This is a genomic window from Paraburkholderia sp. BL10I2N1 (genome assembly GCF_004361815.1).
GTDB lineage: Bacteria > Pseudomonadota > Gammaproteobacteria > Burkholderiales > Burkholderiaceae > Paraburkholderia.
In genome coordinates this window covers 2,396,625-2,414,003 of record NZ_SNWA01000001.1, presented here as the reverse complement: position 1 = coordinate 2,414,003, position 17,379 = coordinate 2,396,625, and the positions used below count along the sequence as shown (strand labels likewise).

The 17,379-nt window shown below is 61.6% G+C and carries 17 protein-coding genes; 1 reads left to right on the top strand and 16 read right to left on the bottom strand.

All coding sequences use genetic code 11. The features are described 5' to 3' along the window. Positions 1–104: 104 nt before the first annotated feature. The 5 genes from B0G77_RS11315 to B0G77_RS11295 all read right to left on the bottom strand — a co-directional run bounded on the left by B0G77_RS11315 (position 105) and on the right by B0G77_RS11295 (position 4,615). On the bottom strand, positions 105–899 hold the full coding sequence (locus tag B0G77_RS11315; protein ID WP_133662211.1) for a MetQ/NlpA family ABC transporter substrate-binding protein: 795 nt from the start codon (positions 897–899) through the stop codon (positions 105–107). A 51-nt stretch (positions 900–950) separates the two neighbouring features. Then, positions 951–1,604: a methionine ABC transporter permease gene (locus B0G77_RS11310; RefSeq protein ID WP_133662210.1), complete on the bottom strand. Its 654-nt coding sequence runs from the start codon at positions 1,602–1,604 to the stop codon at positions 951–953. Beyond that, a complete protein-coding gene (locus B0G77_RS11305; protein WP_133662209.1) occupies positions 1,594–2,628 on the bottom strand; it encodes a methionine ABC transporter ATP-binding protein in 1,035 nt (344 codons plus the stop codon). The genes B0G77_RS11310 and B0G77_RS11305 overlap by 11 nt, the downstream gene beginning before the upstream one ends. Before the next feature lie 210 nt (positions 2,629–2,838). Next, on the bottom strand, positions 2,839–3,663 hold the full coding sequence (locus B0G77_RS11300) for an enoyl-CoA hydratase (protein ID WP_133662208.1): 825 nt from the start codon (positions 3,661–3,663) through the stop codon (positions 2,839–2,841). A gap of 28 nt (positions 3,664–3,691) precedes the next feature. Further along, positions 3,692–4,615 (bottom strand): histone deacetylase family protein, encoded by a 924-nt coding sequence (locus B0G77_RS11295; protein ID WP_133662207.1) that lies wholly within the window; start codon positions 4,613–4,615, stop codon positions 3,692–3,694. A gap of 197 nt (positions 4,616–4,812) precedes the next feature. Here B0G77_RS11295 and mltB point away from each other — a divergent pair, with 197 nt between their 5' ends. Then, positions 4,813–6,039 carry a lytic murein transglycosylase B gene (gene mltB, locus B0G77_RS11290; protein ID WP_133662206.1) on the top strand — a complete coding sequence of 409 codons (1,227 nt, stop codon included), beginning with the start codon at positions 4,813–4,815 and terminating at the stop codon, positions 6,037–6,039. A gap of 97 nt (positions 6,040–6,136) precedes the next feature. Here the strand turns inward: mltB and cysM are convergent, their stop codons facing one another. From cysM to aroA, 11 genes are all read right to left on the bottom strand, one after another. Beyond that, positions 6,137–7,039 carry a cysteine synthase CysM gene (gene cysM, locus B0G77_RS11285; protein WP_133662205.1) on the bottom strand — a complete coding sequence of 301 codons (903 nt, stop codon included), beginning with the start codon at positions 7,037–7,039 and terminating at the stop codon, positions 6,137–6,139. A 269-nt stretch (positions 7,040–7,308) separates the two neighbouring features. Beyond that, positions 7,309–7,665 (bottom strand): helix-hairpin-helix domain-containing protein, encoded by a 357-nt coding sequence (locus B0G77_RS11280; RefSeq protein WP_133662204.1) that lies wholly within the window; start codon positions 7,663–7,665, stop codon positions 7,309–7,311. A 77-nt stretch (positions 7,666–7,742) separates the two neighbouring features. After that, positions 7,743–8,735, bottom strand: a complete 993-nt coding sequence (gene rfaD, locus B0G77_RS11275) for an ADP-glyceromanno-heptose 6-epimerase (protein ID WP_133662203.1) — start codon at positions 8,733–8,735, stop codon at positions 7,743–7,745. Between the two features lie 75 nt (positions 8,736–8,810). Beyond that, the gene (gene rfaE1 / locus B0G77_RS11270) at positions 8,811–9,773 is read right to left on the bottom strand and encodes a D-glycero-beta-D-manno-heptose-7-phosphate kinase (RefSeq protein ID WP_133664104.1); all 963 of its coding nucleotides are present in this window, start codon (positions 9,771–9,773) and stop codon (positions 8,811–8,813) included. Beyond that, positions 9,766–11,181, bottom strand: coding sequence for a UDP-glucose/GDP-mannose dehydrogenase family protein (locus B0G77_RS11265; protein WP_133662202.1), 1,416 nt, complete (start codon positions 11,179–11,181; stop codon positions 9,766–9,768). The genes rfaE1 and B0G77_RS11265 overlap by 8 nt, the downstream gene beginning before the upstream one ends. Positions 11,182–11,343: 162 nt before the next feature. Then, positions 11,344–12,519, bottom strand: coding sequence for a lipopolysaccharide assembly protein LapB (lapB, locus tag B0G77_RS11260; protein ID WP_133662201.1), 1,176 nt, complete (start codon positions 12,517–12,519; stop codon positions 11,344–11,346). A gap of 63 nt (positions 12,520–12,582) precedes the next feature. Next, the gene (locus tag B0G77_RS11255; RefSeq protein WP_133662200.1) at positions 12,583–12,876 is read right to left on the bottom strand and encodes a LapA family protein; all 294 of its coding nucleotides are present in this window, start codon (positions 12,874–12,876) and stop codon (positions 12,583–12,585) included. 215 nt (positions 12,877–13,091) lie between these two features. Then, a complete protein-coding gene (locus B0G77_RS11250) occupies positions 13,092–13,415 on the bottom strand; it encodes an integration host factor subunit beta (RefSeq protein WP_090528992.1) in 324 nt (107 codons plus the stop codon). 22 nt (positions 13,416–13,437) lie between these two features. Next, entirely contained in the window at positions 13,438–15,168 is a 1,731-nt protein-coding gene (gene rpsA, locus B0G77_RS11245) for a 30S ribosomal protein S1 (RefSeq protein ID WP_133662199.1), read from the bottom strand. Positions 15,169–15,339: 171 nt separating this feature from the next. Continuing rightward, positions 15,340–16,026 carry a (d)CMP kinase gene (gene cmk / locus B0G77_RS11240; protein ID WP_133662198.1) on the bottom strand — a complete coding sequence of 229 codons (687 nt, stop codon included), beginning with the start codon at positions 16,024–16,026 and terminating at the stop codon, positions 15,340–15,342. Between the two features lie 39 nt (positions 16,027–16,065). After that, a complete protein-coding gene (aroA, locus tag B0G77_RS11235; RefSeq protein WP_133662197.1) occupies positions 16,066–17,370 on the bottom strand; it encodes a 3-phosphoshikimate 1-carboxyvinyltransferase in 1,305 nt (434 codons plus the stop codon). Positions 17,371–17,379 lie beyond the last annotated feature (9 nt).

Sequence of the window (17,379 nt, the reverse complement as noted above, 5' to 3'; positions counted from 1 at the left end):
TACTATTTTAACGGCGAAAAAACCCGGACGACAAGCCCGGGTTCCTACTGACGCCCTAATTTCAAGATTGCGCTTGCTCAGCATACGAATTCGGGCGTCACGGCTTACCACGCCGTGATCACCGCGCCGCCGAACTTACCTTCAATAAACTGCTTCACTTGCGCGGAGCGATACGCCGCGACGAGCTTCGCGACCCACGGTTTGTTGCGATCGGCTTCACGGATCGCAATGATGTTTACATACGGACCGTTCGCGTCCTCGATGGCGATCGCGTCCTGCTTCGGCTTCAGGCCCGCTTCCATCGCGAAGTTCGTGTTGATCGCGGCCGCGTCCACGTCGCCGAGCGAACGCGGAATCTGCGCGGCGTCGAGCTCGACGATCTTCAGCTTCTTCGGGTTGTCGACGATGTCGAGCGGCGTAGCCTTCAGGCCGGCATCGGCACGCAGCTTCAGCAGACCCTGCTTCTGCAGCAGCAACAATGCACGGCCGCCGTTGGTCGGATCGTTCGGCACCGCGATCTTCGCGCCCGGTTGCAGTTCGGCAAGCGACTTCACCTTCTTCGAATAGATGCCCATCGGGTAAGTCACGGTGTCGGCAACCTTGATGAGCTTATAGCCTCGGTCCTTCACCTGCGCCTGCAGATACGGGTCGTGCTGGTAGCTGTTCGCATCGAGATCGCCGCCAGCAAGTGCCGCGTTGGGCTGCACATAATCCGAGAATTCGACGATCTTGATGTTCAGGCCATTCTTTGCCGCTACCGATTTCACGACTTCCATGATCTGCGCATGCGGACCGCCGGTAACACCGACCTTGATCGTTTCATCGGCTTGCGCCACGGAAGCGAAGAGCGACGCGGCGCCAAGCAGGGCCGCAAACCTGAGAATAGAACGACGTTGCATGAGTAACCTTTCTCCAACCTGTTCAAGCGGGGTCCGTTGACGGAACCCTTGTTATTTATGGCTCAGACGACGCACGAGCCAATCCCCAAACGACTGCACCAGTTGCACGAAAACGATCAGGATCACGACGACCGTCAGCATCACTTCCGGCAAAAAACGTTGATAGCCGTAGCGGATGCCCAGATCGCCGAGCCCGCCACCGCCGATCGCTCCGGCCATCGCCGAATAACCGACCAGCGAAACAAAGGTGATCGTCAGCCCGGCCACCACGCCCGGCAGCGATTCCGGCAGCAACACCTTGAAGACGATCTGGCTGGTTGTCGCACCCATCGCCTGCGCGGCTTCGATCAGGCCGCGGTCCACTTCGCGCAGCGCCGTCTCGACAAGACGCGCGATGAACGGCGCGGCGGCGATCGTCAGCGGCACCACTGCGGCGGCCGTACCGATCGAAGAGCCCACGACCAGCCGCGTGAACGGAATTACCGCGACCAGCAGGATGATGAACGGTGTCGAGCGCACCGCGTTCACGATCACGCCCATCACGCGATTCACGGCGATGTTCTGCAGGACGCCGTTGCGGTCCGTCAGATAGAGCAGGACGCCTAGCGGCAAACCCACCGCCGCGCCGACCAGTCCGGAAATGCCCACCATCACGAGCGTTTCCCAGAACGACTGGACGAACATATCGAACATTTCACTCAACATACGACATCTCCTCGACCACCACACCTTGTTCGCGCAGATACGTGAGCGCCTGCGCGACCTTCAGCGGTTCGCCGCCCGCCAGCACCGCAAGCGAGCCAAACGCCTGCCCCTGGATCTCGTCGATCTGGCCGTGCAGGATGTTGAAGTCCAGTTCGTAGCGGCGAATCGTCTCCGACAGGATCGGCTGGTCGACACCTGAGCCCGTGAACGCGAGACGCAGCAGATGACTGCGGCCCGTCTTCAAACGCTCGGCGACGCGCGCCTTCATCGCGGGAGGCAGTTCCTGCGCGATCACGTCACCGATCAGCGCGCGCGTGACTTCATGGTGTGGTTGGAGGAACACATCGATGAGCCTCCCCTCCTCGACGACGCGCCCGGCATCGAGTACCGCAACGCGGTCGCAGATCTGCTTGATCACGTCCATCTGGTGCGTGATGAGCACGACGGTCAAGCCGAGTTCACGGTTGATGCGCCTGAGCAGGTCGAGAATTGCGCGGGTGGTTTCAGGGTCGAGCGCGGACGTCGCTTCATCCGACAGCAACACCTTTGGCTTGCTCGCCAGCGCCCGCGCAATGCCGACGCGCTGCTTTTGTCCGCCGCTGATCTGCGCCGGATAGCGGTCCTTCTGCGCCGACAGGCCGACGAGATCGAGCAACGGCAACACGGCCGCCTCGATGTCGGCGCGCTTCATGCCGGCGAGTTCGAGCGGCAGCGCGACGTTCTCGTAGACGGTGCGCGACGAGAGCAGATTGAAATGCTGGAAGATCATGCCGATCTCGCGCCGCGCTTCGCGCAACTGCGCCGCGGACAGCGTTGTGAGATCGCGGCCGTTGACGACGATGTTGCCTTCGGAAGGACGGGTCAGCAGGTTGATGGTGCGCACGAGCGTACTCTTGCCCGCGCCACTGCGCCCGATAATGCCGAACACCTCGCCCGCCGGAATCGACAGATTAATGTTATGCAGCGCTTCGACCCAGCCCCGGGGACCTTCGAAACGCTGGGAAATATTGCGTAGTTCGATCATGAAAAAACGAAACGGCGGGCTTGTCCGACGAGCGTTTTGCGCTCCGACACTCGGCCGCCGTTGCTTTTATTGGGATTTGGAGCGCGATTCTACCGCATCGTCGACATTCTCTTTAATAATCAATTTTGACTTTTTTATAACCTGAGAGAATTAGAGGCATGCTCTCGACCGCCTGGATTCTGGCTCGCACCGGCTAGAAGCAGCGCAAGATCAGCGACGCCATTTCGGCGCGCGTTTCTCGATGAACGCCTCGACGCCTTCGAGCGCGGAATTGTCCATCATGTTGCAGGCCATCGTCTGGCCTGCCAGCTGGTAGGCCGCTTCCACGCCCATTTCGAGCTGGCGATAGAAGAGCCCCTTGCCCGCGAACACGGCTTGCGCCGATTTCGCGCAGATGCTGGCCGCGAGCGCTGCGACTTCGGCGTCGAGATCGTCGGCGGCCACGACACGATTCACCAGACCCAGCGACTGCGCCTTGTGCGCATCGACAAATTCACCGGTGACGAGCATCTCGAACGCGGCCTTACGCGACAGATTGCGCGACAACGGCACCGACGGCGTCGCACAAAAGAGCCCGAGATTGACGCCCGATACCGCGAAGCGCGCGGTATCGGCGGCCACGGCCAGATCGCACATCGCGACGAGCTGACAACCGGCAGCCGTCGCAATGCCCTGCACCCGCGCGATCACCGGCTGCGGTAGCCGATGGATCGTCAGCATCATCTTCGTGCAGCGTGCGAAGAGTTCCTGGTAATACGCAAGCGACGGCGCCGCACGCATCTCCTTGAGATCGTGCCCGGCGCAGAACGCACGGCCGGCACCGGCAATGACGATCACGCGCACCTCCGTTTGCGCGAGCGACGCCAATGCAGACTGCAACGCGTCGAGCAACGCCTCCGACAGTGCGTTGAACGCGTCAGGACGGTTGAGCGTCAAGCACGTGGTGCCCGGAACACCAAAGGCATCGTGCGTGATTTCAACAAGCTCCACACTCTCATTCGCTGTCTGCGAAGCCTGTGGGTTCCCATTGCTCATGACGTGCCCCTTCTCTCACCGCCCTGTATCAGATACCGGCGAGCGCGCGTACGTGCGCGACCACGCTGCGCCCCAGCGCCGACAGGTTGTACCCGCCTTCCAGCGTGCTCACAATCCGCCCTTTGGCATAGCGTTCGGCGATGTCGCGTATCTGCCCCGTCAGCCACGCGTAGTCGTCCTCGACGAGTCCCATGTTGCCGAGATCGTCCTCGCGATGCGCATCGAAGCCCGCCGACACGAACAGCATCTCCGGTTTGAATGCGAGCAGACGCGGCAGCCACATGAGGTCGACGGCTTCGCGCATGACCATGCCCGTCGTGCGCGCGGCGAGCGGCACGTTGACCATGTTGGTCCCCTGATTGTCCGCGCCCGTGAACGGATAGAACGGATGCTGGAAAAAGCTGCACATCAGTACGCGCGGATCGCCCGCGAAGGCGGCCTCGGTGCCATTGCCGTGATGCACGTCGAAGTCGATGATCGCGACGCGCTGCAGGCCGTGAACTTCCAGCGCATGTCGCGCGGCGATCGCCACGTTGTTGAAAAAGCAGAAGCCCATTGCGCGGGCCGGTTCCGCGTGGTGCCCGGGCGGCCGCACGCTGCAGAACGCGTTGTCGTAGCGACCTTCGATCACGGCATCGGTGGCCGCGACCACCGCGCCTGCCGCGCGCAATGCCGCCTGCAAGGTATGCGGATTCATCGACGTGTCCGGATCGATCTCCGCATACCCCTTGACTGGAGACCGGCTGCGGATGTAATCGACGTGCGCCTGGGTATGCACGCGCAGCAGCGCGGCCTCATTGGCGAGCGGCGGCGACTCGCGTTCGATCAGCGAGTCGATACGGCTTGCGATCAGTTGATCCTCGATTGCCTGCAGGCGCGCTGGACATTCGGGATGCCATTGCCCCATCTCGTGCAGCAGACAGTCAGCGTGGGAATAGAAGCCAGTTGCCATAAGCGTGTTCTTTTGCCACACGACGCGTCGAGCGTGCGCAGCATGTCTCCTTCCATATGAGCGCACCCTGGATAGTGCGCCAGCCAGCCATCAAGTTACCACATCAGGACGCCGAAACGCGCTCTGGTCATGGTTCCGCCTATGGCCTCGGGTATACTGCGCCGAATCCCTTCGCACCGTACCCGCTCCTCTCCCTTATGACCGTCAAGCTTGCTCTGTCTGCACGAAACCGGCTGCGCGTAACGTCCTTTGCCGCCGCACTGTCCGTAGCGGTCTGCGCCTTCGCTGCGGCCAATGCCGCCGTGGCCCAGACCGCGCCCGCAAGACCGCCGCTCATCGTCGCGCAAGACCAGCCGCAGCAGGCCGTGCCACAGGGACAGACGTTCGAAGAGGAAATCATCCCGCAGCGCTACGCGAACAACCCAAACGTCAATGCCTTCATCGATGACATGGTCGCGCGCTACGATTTCGATCCAGCCGCACTGCACGCGCTGTTCGCGCGCGCGAGCTATTCGGCGACGGCGGTGAAGCTCGTCACGCCATCGCCGTCGCCCTCGATCAAGAACTGGCGGGCCTATCAGGCGCGCTTCCTCGATCCGGTGCGCGTCGCTGCGGGCGTGAAGTTCTGGCGCGCCAACCAGGCCACGCTGCAGCGCGCCTATGAGCAGTTCGGTGTACCGCCCGAGATGATCGTCGGCATCATCGGCGTCGAGACGATTTATGGACGCTACATGGGCAATTTCCGTGTGCTCGATGCGCTCACGACGCTGACCTTCGATTACCCGAACACGCCCAATCGCGCCGACCGCCAGGCGACGTTCCGCAAGAACCTCGAAGACTTCCTCGTCTGGACTCGCGACGCGCAGCTCGATCCGAACTCGGTGCTCGGTTCTTACACGGGCGCAATCGGCATTCCACAGTTCCTGCCGAGCAGCATCGTCCGGTATGCAGTTGATTTCGAGGGCAACAAGCAGATCGATTTGCGCACGAGCCAGGCCGACGCGATCGGCAGTGTGGCGAACTATCTGAAACAGAACGGCTGGGAGAACGGCAGGCCCGTCGTGTGGAGGATTGCGCCGGACACCGGCAGCCAGGGCGTCGCCCAGGCTGCCGCGGACGGCCAGCCAGAACCGCACTGGCCGCTCGCGCAGCTACTGCGCGCCGGGATGCTGATGAACGAGCCGGAGCTGAACGTCGCGTCCGAAGCCGGCACACCTGTCACGGTAGTCGATCTGCCGACGCCGGGCCGCGCTACCGAATACATGCTGGGGCTGAAGAACTTCTACGTGTTGACGCGTTATAACCGCAGCTTCTTCTACGCGCTCGCGGTGTATCAACTGGGCCAGAAAATCAAGGCGCAAGTGGCTGCCGATGCCGCCGCGGGCAGCGCACCGCCTGCAGCGCCGGATAACAACGCGGAGTAAGCATGAGGACGTAATCTGCAATGCAGATCACGCAGTGAGATAAAAAAAGCGCCGGCAATACCCGGCGCTTTTTCGTTTCAGTGAGCGCTCCTGCCCCTTAGGCGGGGAACACGCCCGTCGACAGGTAACGGTCGCCGCGATCGCACACGACGAACACGATCGTCGCGTTCTCAACCTGACGCGCGATACGCAATGCCACTTCGCAGGCGCCGGCGGATGAGATCCCGCAGAAGATGCCCTCGACGGCGGCCATCCGCCGCGCCATCGCTTCCGATGCTGCCTGGCTGACGTTCTCGACGCGGTCCACACGACTGCGATCGAAAATTTTCGGTAGATACGCTTCAGGCCATTTACGGATGCCGGGAATGCGCGAACCTTCCTCCGGCTGCGCGCCGATGATCTCGATCGCCTGGTTCTTTTCCTTCAGGTACTGCGACACGCCCATGATCGTGCCGGTCGTGCCCATCGCGGAGACGAAGTGGGTGATGCGGCCTTCGGTGTCGTTCCAGATTTCCGGGCCCGTCGTCTCGTAGTGTGCGAGCGGATTGTCGGGATTGCCGAACTGGTCGAGGATGGTGCCCTTGCCTTCACGCTGCATCTGTTCGGCGAGGTCGCGCGCGTATTCCATGCCGCCCGTAACTGGCGTGAGCATGATCTGCGCACCGTACGCCGCCATGCTCTGACGACGTTCGACCGACAGGTCTTCCGGCATGATCAACACCATCTTGTAGCCGCGGATCGCCGCCGCCATGGCCAGCGCGATACCCGTGTTGCCGCTCGTCGCTTCGATCAGCGTATCGCCAGGCCTGATACGCCCACGCTCTTCGGCCTTCTTGATCATCGATAGTGCCGGACGGTCCTTCACCGAGCCGGCTGGGTTGTTCCCTTCGAGCTTGCCGAGAATCACATTGTTGCGACTGCGTATTTCGTCGTCGGGAAGGCGAACGAGTTGCACGAGCGGCGTGTTACCGATCGTGTCTTCAATAGTTTTGTAAGCCATATCGAATGCGTGTAAACGGTGCGCGGAATCCATTGATTCTAAACTACGACGCTCGGCCCTGCCGCGCACCCCTCTTTACGGTGTGGACGCACGCAGTTCCGGCTTTGCCGGTACTTCGCTCCGCTCAGGCAAAAAGCCCGCGGCACAAACCGCGGGAGCCAGTCATCCGAATGACGGCTGAAGGGGTGTCGCTTGACGCCTCAACCAGAACGGGAACCTTGCGCTGAACTCTCGGGCGGCCGCTTACGCACGCGACCACCCACGTCACGCTATTTCTTCACCACTACGGTTGAATTGTCTTTCTTTGCGCCCGTTGCTCCAGCAGGGGTCGATTTACCCTGCGCGGAAGCCGTGGTCTGCGCGCCGGCCGGTCCAATCGCGAGGCCTTCACCCTGCAGCCGCTCGAGGGTGTGCCCGCCGAGGCCTTTCACGCGCTTGCTGAGATCGGCCGCGTCCTTGAATGGACCGTGCGCGTTGCGCTCGTCGAGGATCGCCTTTGCGCGCGCCGGACCGACGCCCTTGACGCCGCGAAGGGCGTCTTCGTTAGCCGTGTTGACGTCAACCGCTGCGAAGACCTGACCGAAGGCGGCGAGCATCGCCGCCGCGACAAGCAATTTTTTGAACATATGGAATCTCCCTTGAACAACCGGCCAGCGACGACCGCCAACCAGGAGACTCCAGTGTATTGACGCGCGCGAATGCTTTATAGCTGGCCAGATAGCCAACGCACGTAGCGATCGACACCTTCTTGCACGCTCAGGAACGGCGCGTCGTAGCCGGCCGCACGCAGTCTGGTGAGATCAGCTTGCGTGAAGCACTGATACTTGCCGCGCAGCGCGTCAGGGAACGGAATGTATTCGATCAAGCCGCGCTGAACCTGCTCCGCGAGCGACAATGCCGGCTCGTTCTTCAGTGCGCGCAGCGTGTTGACGACGGTCGATGCGATGTCGTTGAAAGGTTGCGCCCGGCCGCTGCCGAGATTGAAGATGCCCGACTTCTCCGGATGATCGAAGAAGAACAGGTTGACCTTCACCACATCTTCGACGGAGACGAAATCGCGCGTCTGCTCGCCGGCGGCGTAGCCGTTGTATTCGCCGAACAGCTTGACCTTGCCCTCGGCGCGGAACTGGTTGAAGTTGTGAAATGCGACCGATGCCATGCGCGCCTTGTGCGTCTCGCGCTGGCCGTACACATTGAAGTAGCGGAACCCGGCGATCTGCGTTTTGGCGGTGGGCAGCACGCGGCGAATCACCTGGTCGAACAGGAACTTCGAATAGCCATAGACGTTGAGCGGCTTTTCCACTTCGCGCTCTTCGACGAAGCGGCTCGAGCCGCCGTAAGTAGCCGCCGACGATGCATACAGAAACTGCCCCCCCCGAGCGAGGCACGCGTCGAGCACTGCACGGCTGTAGCGGAAATTGTTGTCCATCATGTAGCGGCCGTCGGTCTCCATCGTGTCCGAACACGCGCCTTCATGAAAGATCGCTCGCACCTTGCCGAAGTCGCCACGCGCAAAGCGCTCGACGAATTCGGTCTTGTCGACGTAGTCGTCGATTTCACAGTCGACGAGATTCCTGAACTTGTCCGCGCGGGTCAGGTTGTCGACGGCGATGATGCGCTGTTCGCCGCGATCGTTGAGCGCCTTGACGAGGTTGCTGCCGATAAAGCCGGCTGCGCCGGTGACGATGATGGTCATGGTCGTCCTGCGGTAATGGGGTTCAACGGGTGCACACCGCTCGCGTCGCGAAGGAACGCGAAGCGGCGCGCGATATCACTGGAAAAGTTCGTCGTAGTCGACGGTGGCGGTACCGAGCTTGCCGACCACGATGCCGGCCGCGCGATTCGCCAGCGCGACCGCCTCGACGAGCGACAGTCCGGCGCCGAGCATCACGGCGAGCGTGGCGATCACGGTGTCACCCGCGCCCGACACATCGTACACTTCGCGCGCAACGGCCGAGGCGTGTAGAACGCCCTCGTCGGAGAAGAGCGTCATGCCCTCTTCCGAGCGCGTCAGGAGAAGCGCCTTGAACGCAAGCGACTCACGCAGCTTCGCCACACGGGCGTGCAGGTCTTCTTCCGATTTCCACTGGCCGACCACTTCGCGCAACTCGGCGCGGTTGGGTGTGATAAGCGTTGCGCCACGGTAGCGCTCCCAGTCGTCACCCTTCGGATCGACCAGCACCGGCTTGCCGGCCTCATGCGCTTTCGCGATCATCCGCGTGACGTGTGTGAGACCGCCCTTCGCATAATCCGACATCAGGATCACGTCGTGCGACGGAAGCAGCTGATCGAAACGGGCAAGGCCCGCCAGCAGGATCTCGTGTGCCGGGGTGTTTTCAAAATCCACGCGCAGCAGCTGCTGCTGGCGCGACAGCACGCGCAGCTTGATCGTGGTGAGCAATGCGGGATCGCGTTCGAGGTGCGCGTGCACGCCACTTTCGCCAAGCAGCTTGACGATGCTCTCGCCCGGTTCGTCATAACCGACCACGCACAGCAGCCCCGTCCGCGCACCAAGCGCCACGGCGTTTCGTGCGACATTCGCCGCGCCGCCGAGACGGTCTTCCTGCCTCTGCACATGCACGACCGGCACCGGTGCTTCGGGGGAAATGCGGTTCACGTCGCCGAACCAGTAACGGTCCAGCATCACGTCGCCGACAACCAGAACGCGCGCGCCTGCGAGCCGCGCGCGCGGCACAGCTCCAACCTCGGGGATCGGCGGTGCAATCTCAGGCATTGGCTGAGGCGCTGAGCGCAGATTCGGAAAGTTCGACATGCGGACGTCCAATCGAGTGGTAGTCGATGCCCAGTTCGGTCATCGCCTCGGGTTCGTAAAGGTTGCGGCCATCGAAGATCAACGGCGACTTTAGCACCGATTTTAGATGCACGAAATCCGGACTCTTGAACTCTTTCCACTCGGTGACGATCACCAGTGCGTCGGAACCGATGAGCGTCTCATCCTGCGTGCTGGCGAAATGCAGACGCGCGATCTGCTCAGGCGCGTCAGCCAGATCGAGCCTGAAGACGCGACGTGCTTCGTCGACCGCGACCGGGTCATACGCGCGCACGGTCGCGCCGCGTGCAAGCAGATCCGCAATCACGCACCGGCTCGGGGCCTCGCGCATGTCGTCGGTGTTCGGCTTGAATGAGAGACCCCACACAGCGAAGGTGCGACCAGTCAGATCGTCGCCGAGCTTCTTCGCAATCTTGCGCACGAGCACTTCCTTCTGCTCGTGGTTCACTTCCTCGACCGCTTCGAGGATGCGCAGCCCCGGGCCCGTTTCGCTTGCGGTGCGTATCAGCGCCTGTACGTCCTTCGGGAAACACGAACCGCCATAGCCGCAACCGGCGTAGAGGAAGTGGTAGCCGATGCGCGGATCCGAGCCAATACCGCGACGCACTGCTTCGATATCCGCACCGACGCGATCCGCGAGGTTCGCCATCTCGTTCATGAACGAGATACGCGTGGCCAGCATGGCGTTGGCCGCATACTTCGTGAATTCGGCCGAACGGACATCCATGTACAGCGTGCGTTCGTGATTGCGGTTGAACGGCGCGTACAGGCGCTTCATCTTTTCGCGGGCACGCATGCCGGCTTCGTCGTCGTCGCTACCGAGAACGATGCGATCCGGGCGCATGAAGTCGTCGACCGCCGCGCCTTCCTTCAGGAACTCGGGATTCGAAACCACGGAAAACGCATGTTGCGCACTGTCGGGGAGACCACGCCTTGCGAGTTCTTCGTCGATTACGGCGCGCACGCGCTGCGCCGTCCCGACCGGCACCGTCGATTTATCGACGATCACCTTGTAGTCGGTCATGAAGCGGCCGATCTTGCGTGCCGCCTCGAGCACGTATTGCAGATCCGCGGAGCCGTCTTCGTCGGGCGGCGTACCGACCGCAATGAACTGAACTTCTCCGTGCGCGACGCTCGCTTCGACGTCGGTCGAAAACGTGATGCGGCCCGCCGCCCGGGTACGCGCGATGATTTCCTGCAGACCCGGTTCGTGGATCGGCACGCCGCCGTTGTTGAGAATTTCGATCTTATGCGGATCGACGTCGAGACAGAAAACGTCGTTGCCGATTTCGGCAAGGCACGCGCCCGTGACGAGGCCAACGTAGCCCGTGCCGATAATAGTGATTTTCATACGCGCTCCGGTAGTGTGTTCCGGTAATGGACTCGGTTGGCGAATCCGGTAGTTATGGTTCTATGCGGTGCGTCGACAGGCTGGCAGCGGCTGAACAAGTGCTAAGCGCCGCGCAAGGCACATATCGACGCAGCACTAGTCATCAAATGCTGCATGTCACCCTCAGTTCGACGCGGTAATCGGCTCGACCCGGCGCGGAGCATAGGTTTCCCAACCGCTGCAGCCCGGACACTGCCAGTAGAAAAGACGCGCCCGAAAACCACAATTCTGGCACGTGTAGCGCGGCAGATTCTTGGTTCGCTGGCGGATCAGCGTGCGCATCAGTTCCAGCTCACTGCGACGCGGTTCTTCCGCAGTCGCCTGCTGCGCCTCCAGCAGCCGCGTCATCCCCGCCAGATTCGGCGACTTTTGCATCTGCGTACGCGCCAGGGTATGCGCCGCGTCCGACCCGCGCAGCGACGCAACATACTGATAGGCGACGTCCAGCAGATCGTTCGACGGATAGCGGTCAACCCATGTCGTCAGCAGATCCGCACCTTCTTCCGCGCGACCGAGTGCCTGATACGCTTTCATCAGCTTCTCTGCGACGAGCGGCAGGTAGGCTGAATTCTGCTCCTCGACGTGTCGCCACTGGACGATGGCCGCTTCCTGCGCGCCGCCCGCAGTATCGACATCGCCGGACAGGATCGTCGCGCGCACGCTCTGCGGATTCGCCTTCAGCGCCAGTTCGAGCTGCCGGCGCGCTTCATCCGGATTCTTCTGCTGCAACGCTTCCTGAGCCAGCTCGCAATGGAACTGGGCGACTTCCTTCTCCAGTGAAGCCGCGCCCATCGTTTCAAGGCGTCGAGCGGTATCGATCGACTTGTTCCAGTCCTTTTCGATCTCGTAGATCGTCAACAGTGCGCGTTGCGCGCCGAGCGCGTAGTCGCCCGACTCGAGCAAGCGATACGTTTCCTCGGCGCGATCGAGCAGACCCGCCTTTAGAAAGTCCTGCCCCAATTCGAACAATGCGTGGTCGCGCGCGTTGACCGGCAGATCCGCCCGGCCCAGCAGGTTCTGATGAACGCGAATTGCCCGGTCAGTCTCGCCGCGACGCCTGAACAGGTTACCCAGCGCAAAATGCAGTTCGATCGTTTCGGGATCGAGCTTGACGACTTCGATGAACGCATCGATGGCCTGGTCCGGCTGCTCGTTGAGCAGAAAATTCAACCCGCGAAAATACGAGCGCGGCAGACTTGCGCTTTCGGACAGCAGCGCCTTGAGGTCGTAACGCGCCGCCATCCAGCCGAAAGCGAACGCGACGGGTATGACGAGCAGCCACCAGAAATCCAGATCCATGCGATTTGTTCGGAAGTAAGAGGCAGGCGCCGGCGGGCACGAATACGCGCGGCAGGAAGAAAATTAGATCAGCGGAGGCAGCGGCGGTTCTTCGACAACCACCGGCGTCTCGCGCGCGACACGTAGCTCACGCTTCAGGCGGCCATTTTCGAGCCGCAACCGAAACATCGCCGGAATCGACGAAGCCAGCCCGGCGAGTAACCCCACCACGAAAAATGCGAGGCCGATCATGATCAATGGCGCTGTCCAGACGAAACCACCGACGAAATTCAGCGTAGCGGGTTGCGTATTGGCGAACGCGAGCACCAGCAGCAGCACGAACACCAGAACGCGGATCAACCAGACGATAAATTTCATGTATAGGTCTCTTGACGGCAGTTGCGGGATGACGCCGGCCTGATGGCGCGTCGCGCCACGGTGTTGCCCGCGCCGAAGTGACCCGTATTGTAAATGAAGCGTTCCCCGTGAGGCGCGAACGGGGAAAAAGCGAAAGGCGAAAAAAAAAGCGCCCGCAGGCGCTTTTCTGGTCTTTTTTGCCGTCTGGCACTGGCCGCCGACGACGCTGCTCAATCTCACAGATCGTCGTCCGGCGACTCGGCTTTCAACGGCTCGCCCGCACGGCCATCAACACGCTCGCGCAATTCCTTGCCTGGCTTGAAGTGCGGTACGTACTTCTCCGGTACCAGTACCTTCTCACCCGACTTCGGATTACGCCCGACGCGGGAAGGACGACGGTTCAGGCCGAAGCTGCCGAAGCCACGAATTTCGATGCGATGACCGTTGGCAAGCGCCTCCGACATCGCGTCAAGCATCGTCTTCACCGCGAAATCCGCATCTTTAAGAACAAGCTGCGGAAATCGCGTAGCCAGCTGGGCGACCAATTCCGATTTGGTCATACTGCAGCAGACCCCTTAAGGCTTACTGGTTCTGGCCGTCAAGCTTGGCCTTCAGCAGCGCGCCGAGGTTCGTCGTGCCAGTTGCTGCCGAGCTCGTGTCGGCTGCGAGGCCGCGGATCGCTTCCTGTTGTTCGGCCGAATCCTTGGCCTTGATCGACAGGTTGATGCCGCGCGACTTGCGGTCGATGTTGATAATCATCGCATTGACCTTGTCGCCTTCCTTCAGCACGTTGCGCGCATCTTCCACGCGGTCTTGTGCAATTTCCGAAGCGCGCAGGTAGCCTTCGACGTCAGCCGACAGCGTAACCACTGCACCCTTCGCGTCCACCGACTTGACCACGCCGTCGACGATCGAACCCTTGTCGTTCATTGCAACGAAGTTGCTGAACGGGTCGCCTTCGAGCTGCTTGATACCCAGCGAAATGCGTTCCTTCTCGACATCGATGCCGAGCACGATCGCTTCCACTTCGTCGCCCTTCTTGTACTTGCGAACAGCTTCTTCGCCGGTTTCGCTCCACGACAAGTCCGACAGGTGAACCAGACCGTCGATGCCGCCAGGCAGACCGATGAAGACGCCGAAGTCGGTGATCGACTTGATTGCGCCTTGCAGCTTGTCGCCCTTCTTGAAGTTGCGGCTGAAGTCGTCCCACGGATTCGGCTTGCACTGCTTCATGCCGAGGCTGATACGGCGGCGGTCTTCGTCAATTTCGAGAACCATGACTTCGACTTCGTCGCCCAGTTGCACAACCTTCGATGGTGCAACGTTTTTGTTCGTCCAGTCCATTTCCGACACGTGAACGAGGCCTTCGATGCCCGATTCAACTTCGACGAATGCGCCGTAGTCGGTGATGTTGGTGACCTTGCCGAACAGGCGCGTGCCCGACGGATAACGGCGCGAGATGCCTTCCCACGGATCGTCGCCCAGTTGCTTGATACCAAGCGAAACGCGGTTCTTTTCCTGGTCGAACTTGAGGATCTTCGCGGTAACTTCCTGGCCAACCGACAGCACTTCGCTCGGGTGACGCACACGACGCCATGCGATGTCGGTGATGTGCAGCAGGCCATCGATACCGCCGAGGTCCACGAACGCGCCGTAGTCGGTGATGTTCTTGACCACGCCTTCGACGATCGCGCCTTCCTTCAGCGTTTCGAGCAGCTTTGCGCGCTCTTCGCCCTGGGTGGCTTCGATCACGGCACGTCGCGACAGCACGACGTTGTTACGCTTGCGGTCGAGCTTGATGACGCGGAATTCCAGGGTCTTGCCTTCGTACGGCGTCGTGTCCTTGACCGGACGCGTGTCGACGAGGGAGCCCGGCAGGAACGCGCGGATGCCGTTGACCATGACGGTCATGCCGCCCTTGACCTTGCCCGTGATCGTGCCGGTCACGAGTTCGTTGTTGTCGAGGGCCTTTTCCAGCGACAGCCACGAAGCCAGGCGCTTCGCCTTGTCACGCGACAGGATGGTGTCGCCATAGCCGTTTTCCAGCGCGTCGATCGCCACGGAAACGAAGTCGCCCGCCTGCACTTCTACCTCGCCCGCGTCATTCAGGAACTCTTCGAGCGGGATGTAGGCTTCGGACTTGAGACCAGCGTTAACAACCACGAAGTTGTGGTCGACACGCACGACTTCGGCGGAGATCACTTCGCCAGCGCGCATGTCCTGCTTGGTCAGCGACTCTTCGAACAGAGCCGCAAAAGATTCGGTATTCGGGGTAGAGGTTTGCAGGTCGGACATAAAAATCAGAATTTGCATGGTGTTCGCGCTGCCAGGCTGACCGAAATGGCCAGCGAGTTCGGCAAGGGAACAAATACCACGCGGGGTTAAGGGGTTAAAACACGCTCCACAACCATCGCGGAGCACCTACGGTATAACTTCACTACAGCTTGTACATCTACTGCCTGACTTCAATCGCACTGATTTCAATCACGCTTTGACACTGACGGTCTGGAACCACTGAACAACCTGGTCGACCGCCTGGTCGACCGATAGCGCCGAGGTATCGAGAAGCTTCGCATCCGCTGCGGGTTTGAGCGGCGCGGCCGCCCGTTGACTATCGCGTTCGTCGCGCTCACGCAAATCCCGAAGCAAGTCATCTATATTAGCAGAAAAACCTTTTTGGATCAATTGCTTATGCCGCCGGGCGGCGCGAGCCTCGACGCTGGCCGTCAAAAACACCTTCAGCACGGCGTCCTGAAAGATCACCGTCCCCATGTCGCGGCCGTCGGCGACAAGCCCCGGTTCCTTGCGAAAGGCCCGCTGACGAGCCACCAGCGCGGCCCGCACGGGTGCATGGACGGCGATCGCCGAGGCCCGATTCCCGATCTCCTCCTGACGGATTTCCGTCGATACATCAACGCCGTCGAGTTGCGCGAGGCCCTCGCGGAATGTGATATGCAGATCGTTGATCAGATTTGCAAGCGCTTCTGGGTCGTCCGCGGGGATGTTGTAGCGCAGGCTGGCGAGTGCAGCCAGCCGGTACAGCGCGCCGCTATCCAGCAGGTGGAAGCCGAGATGCGCGGCGACCAGAGCGGCCACGGTGCCTTTGCCGGAGGCAGTCGGGCCGTCGATCGTGATGACGGGCGTCTGGTGAAAGGGACGGATCGGTTTCATCTAAAAGTCGCGCGTCGAATCAGGTAGGTCAAATCAGGTTCAGGGTTTCGCAAGCGCGGTAAATCGATCGAAATAGTCGGGGAAGGTCTTCCCGACACATTTCGGATCGTTGATCCGCACGGACACGCCACCCAGGCTCACCAGCGAGAAGCACATGGCCATCCGGTGGTCGTCGTAGGTATCGATAGCGGCGCCCGGCGTCAGCCTGGCGGGCGGCGTGACGACGAGGTAGTCTTCGCCCTCCTCCACCTTCGCGCCGACCTTGCGCAGTTCGGTCGCCATCGCGGCAATCCGGTCGGTTTCCTTGACTCGCCAGCTCGCAATGTTGCGCAGTCGCGTGGTGCCATCCGCGAAGAGCGCGGCAACAGCGATCGTCATGGCAGCGTCCGGGATCAGGTTGAAGTCCATGTCGACCGGTTCAAGCTTGCCGTGATCATGGCCCACGCCGCGCACCTCGATCCAGTCGTCACCCATCGAGACATTCGCCCCCATTTTCATGAGCGCCGTCGCGAAGCCAACGTCGCCCTGGATGCTCGCCCGTCCGACGCCTTCGACGCGCAACGGGCCACCACCCAGCGCCCCGGCAGCCAGAAAATACGATGCCGACGACGCGTCGCCCTCAACCATGATCTGGCCGGGCGATTTATAACGCTGCCCAGCCGGGACGGTGAAACGCTCCCAACCGATGCGTTCCACCTCAATGCCGAAGCGCGCCATCAGCTTGATCGTGATGTCGATGTACGGCTTCGAGATCAGTTCGCCGGCCACTTCGACCGTCGTCACGCCGCTTTCCGTCTTGACGAGCGGCAGGGTCATCAGCAACGCCGTCAGAAACTGGCTCGAGACGTCGCCGCGCACGCGAATCGGCGCGTCGACGGCAATCTTCGCGGGGCGGATCCGCAACGGCGGATAGCCTTCGTTCGCCTCGTAGTCGATCTTCGCGCCGATCTGCCGCAAGCCGTCGACCAGATCGCCAATCGGCCGTTCATGCATCCGCGGCACGCCGTGCACACGATAGTCGCCGCCGTTCACCGCCAACGCCGCCGTCAGCGGACGGACCGCTGTACCGGCGTTGCCGAGAAACAGGTCGGCGGTGCGCGCAGTAAACGCGCCCCGCGTGCCGGACACGACGCAGGTGTCGCCGTCACGTTTCAGCTTCACGCCGAGTTGTTCGAGAGCGGCGAGCATCACGCGGGTGTCGTCGGAATCAAGCAGGTTGGTGATCGTCGTTTCGCCCTCAGCGAGCGCAGCGAGCAGCAACACGCGGTTCGAAATGCTCTTCGAACCGGGCAGGCGGACCGTGCCGGACGCACGGGTATAAGGTCCGAGATCGAGGTAGTCCATGAGTGTGTC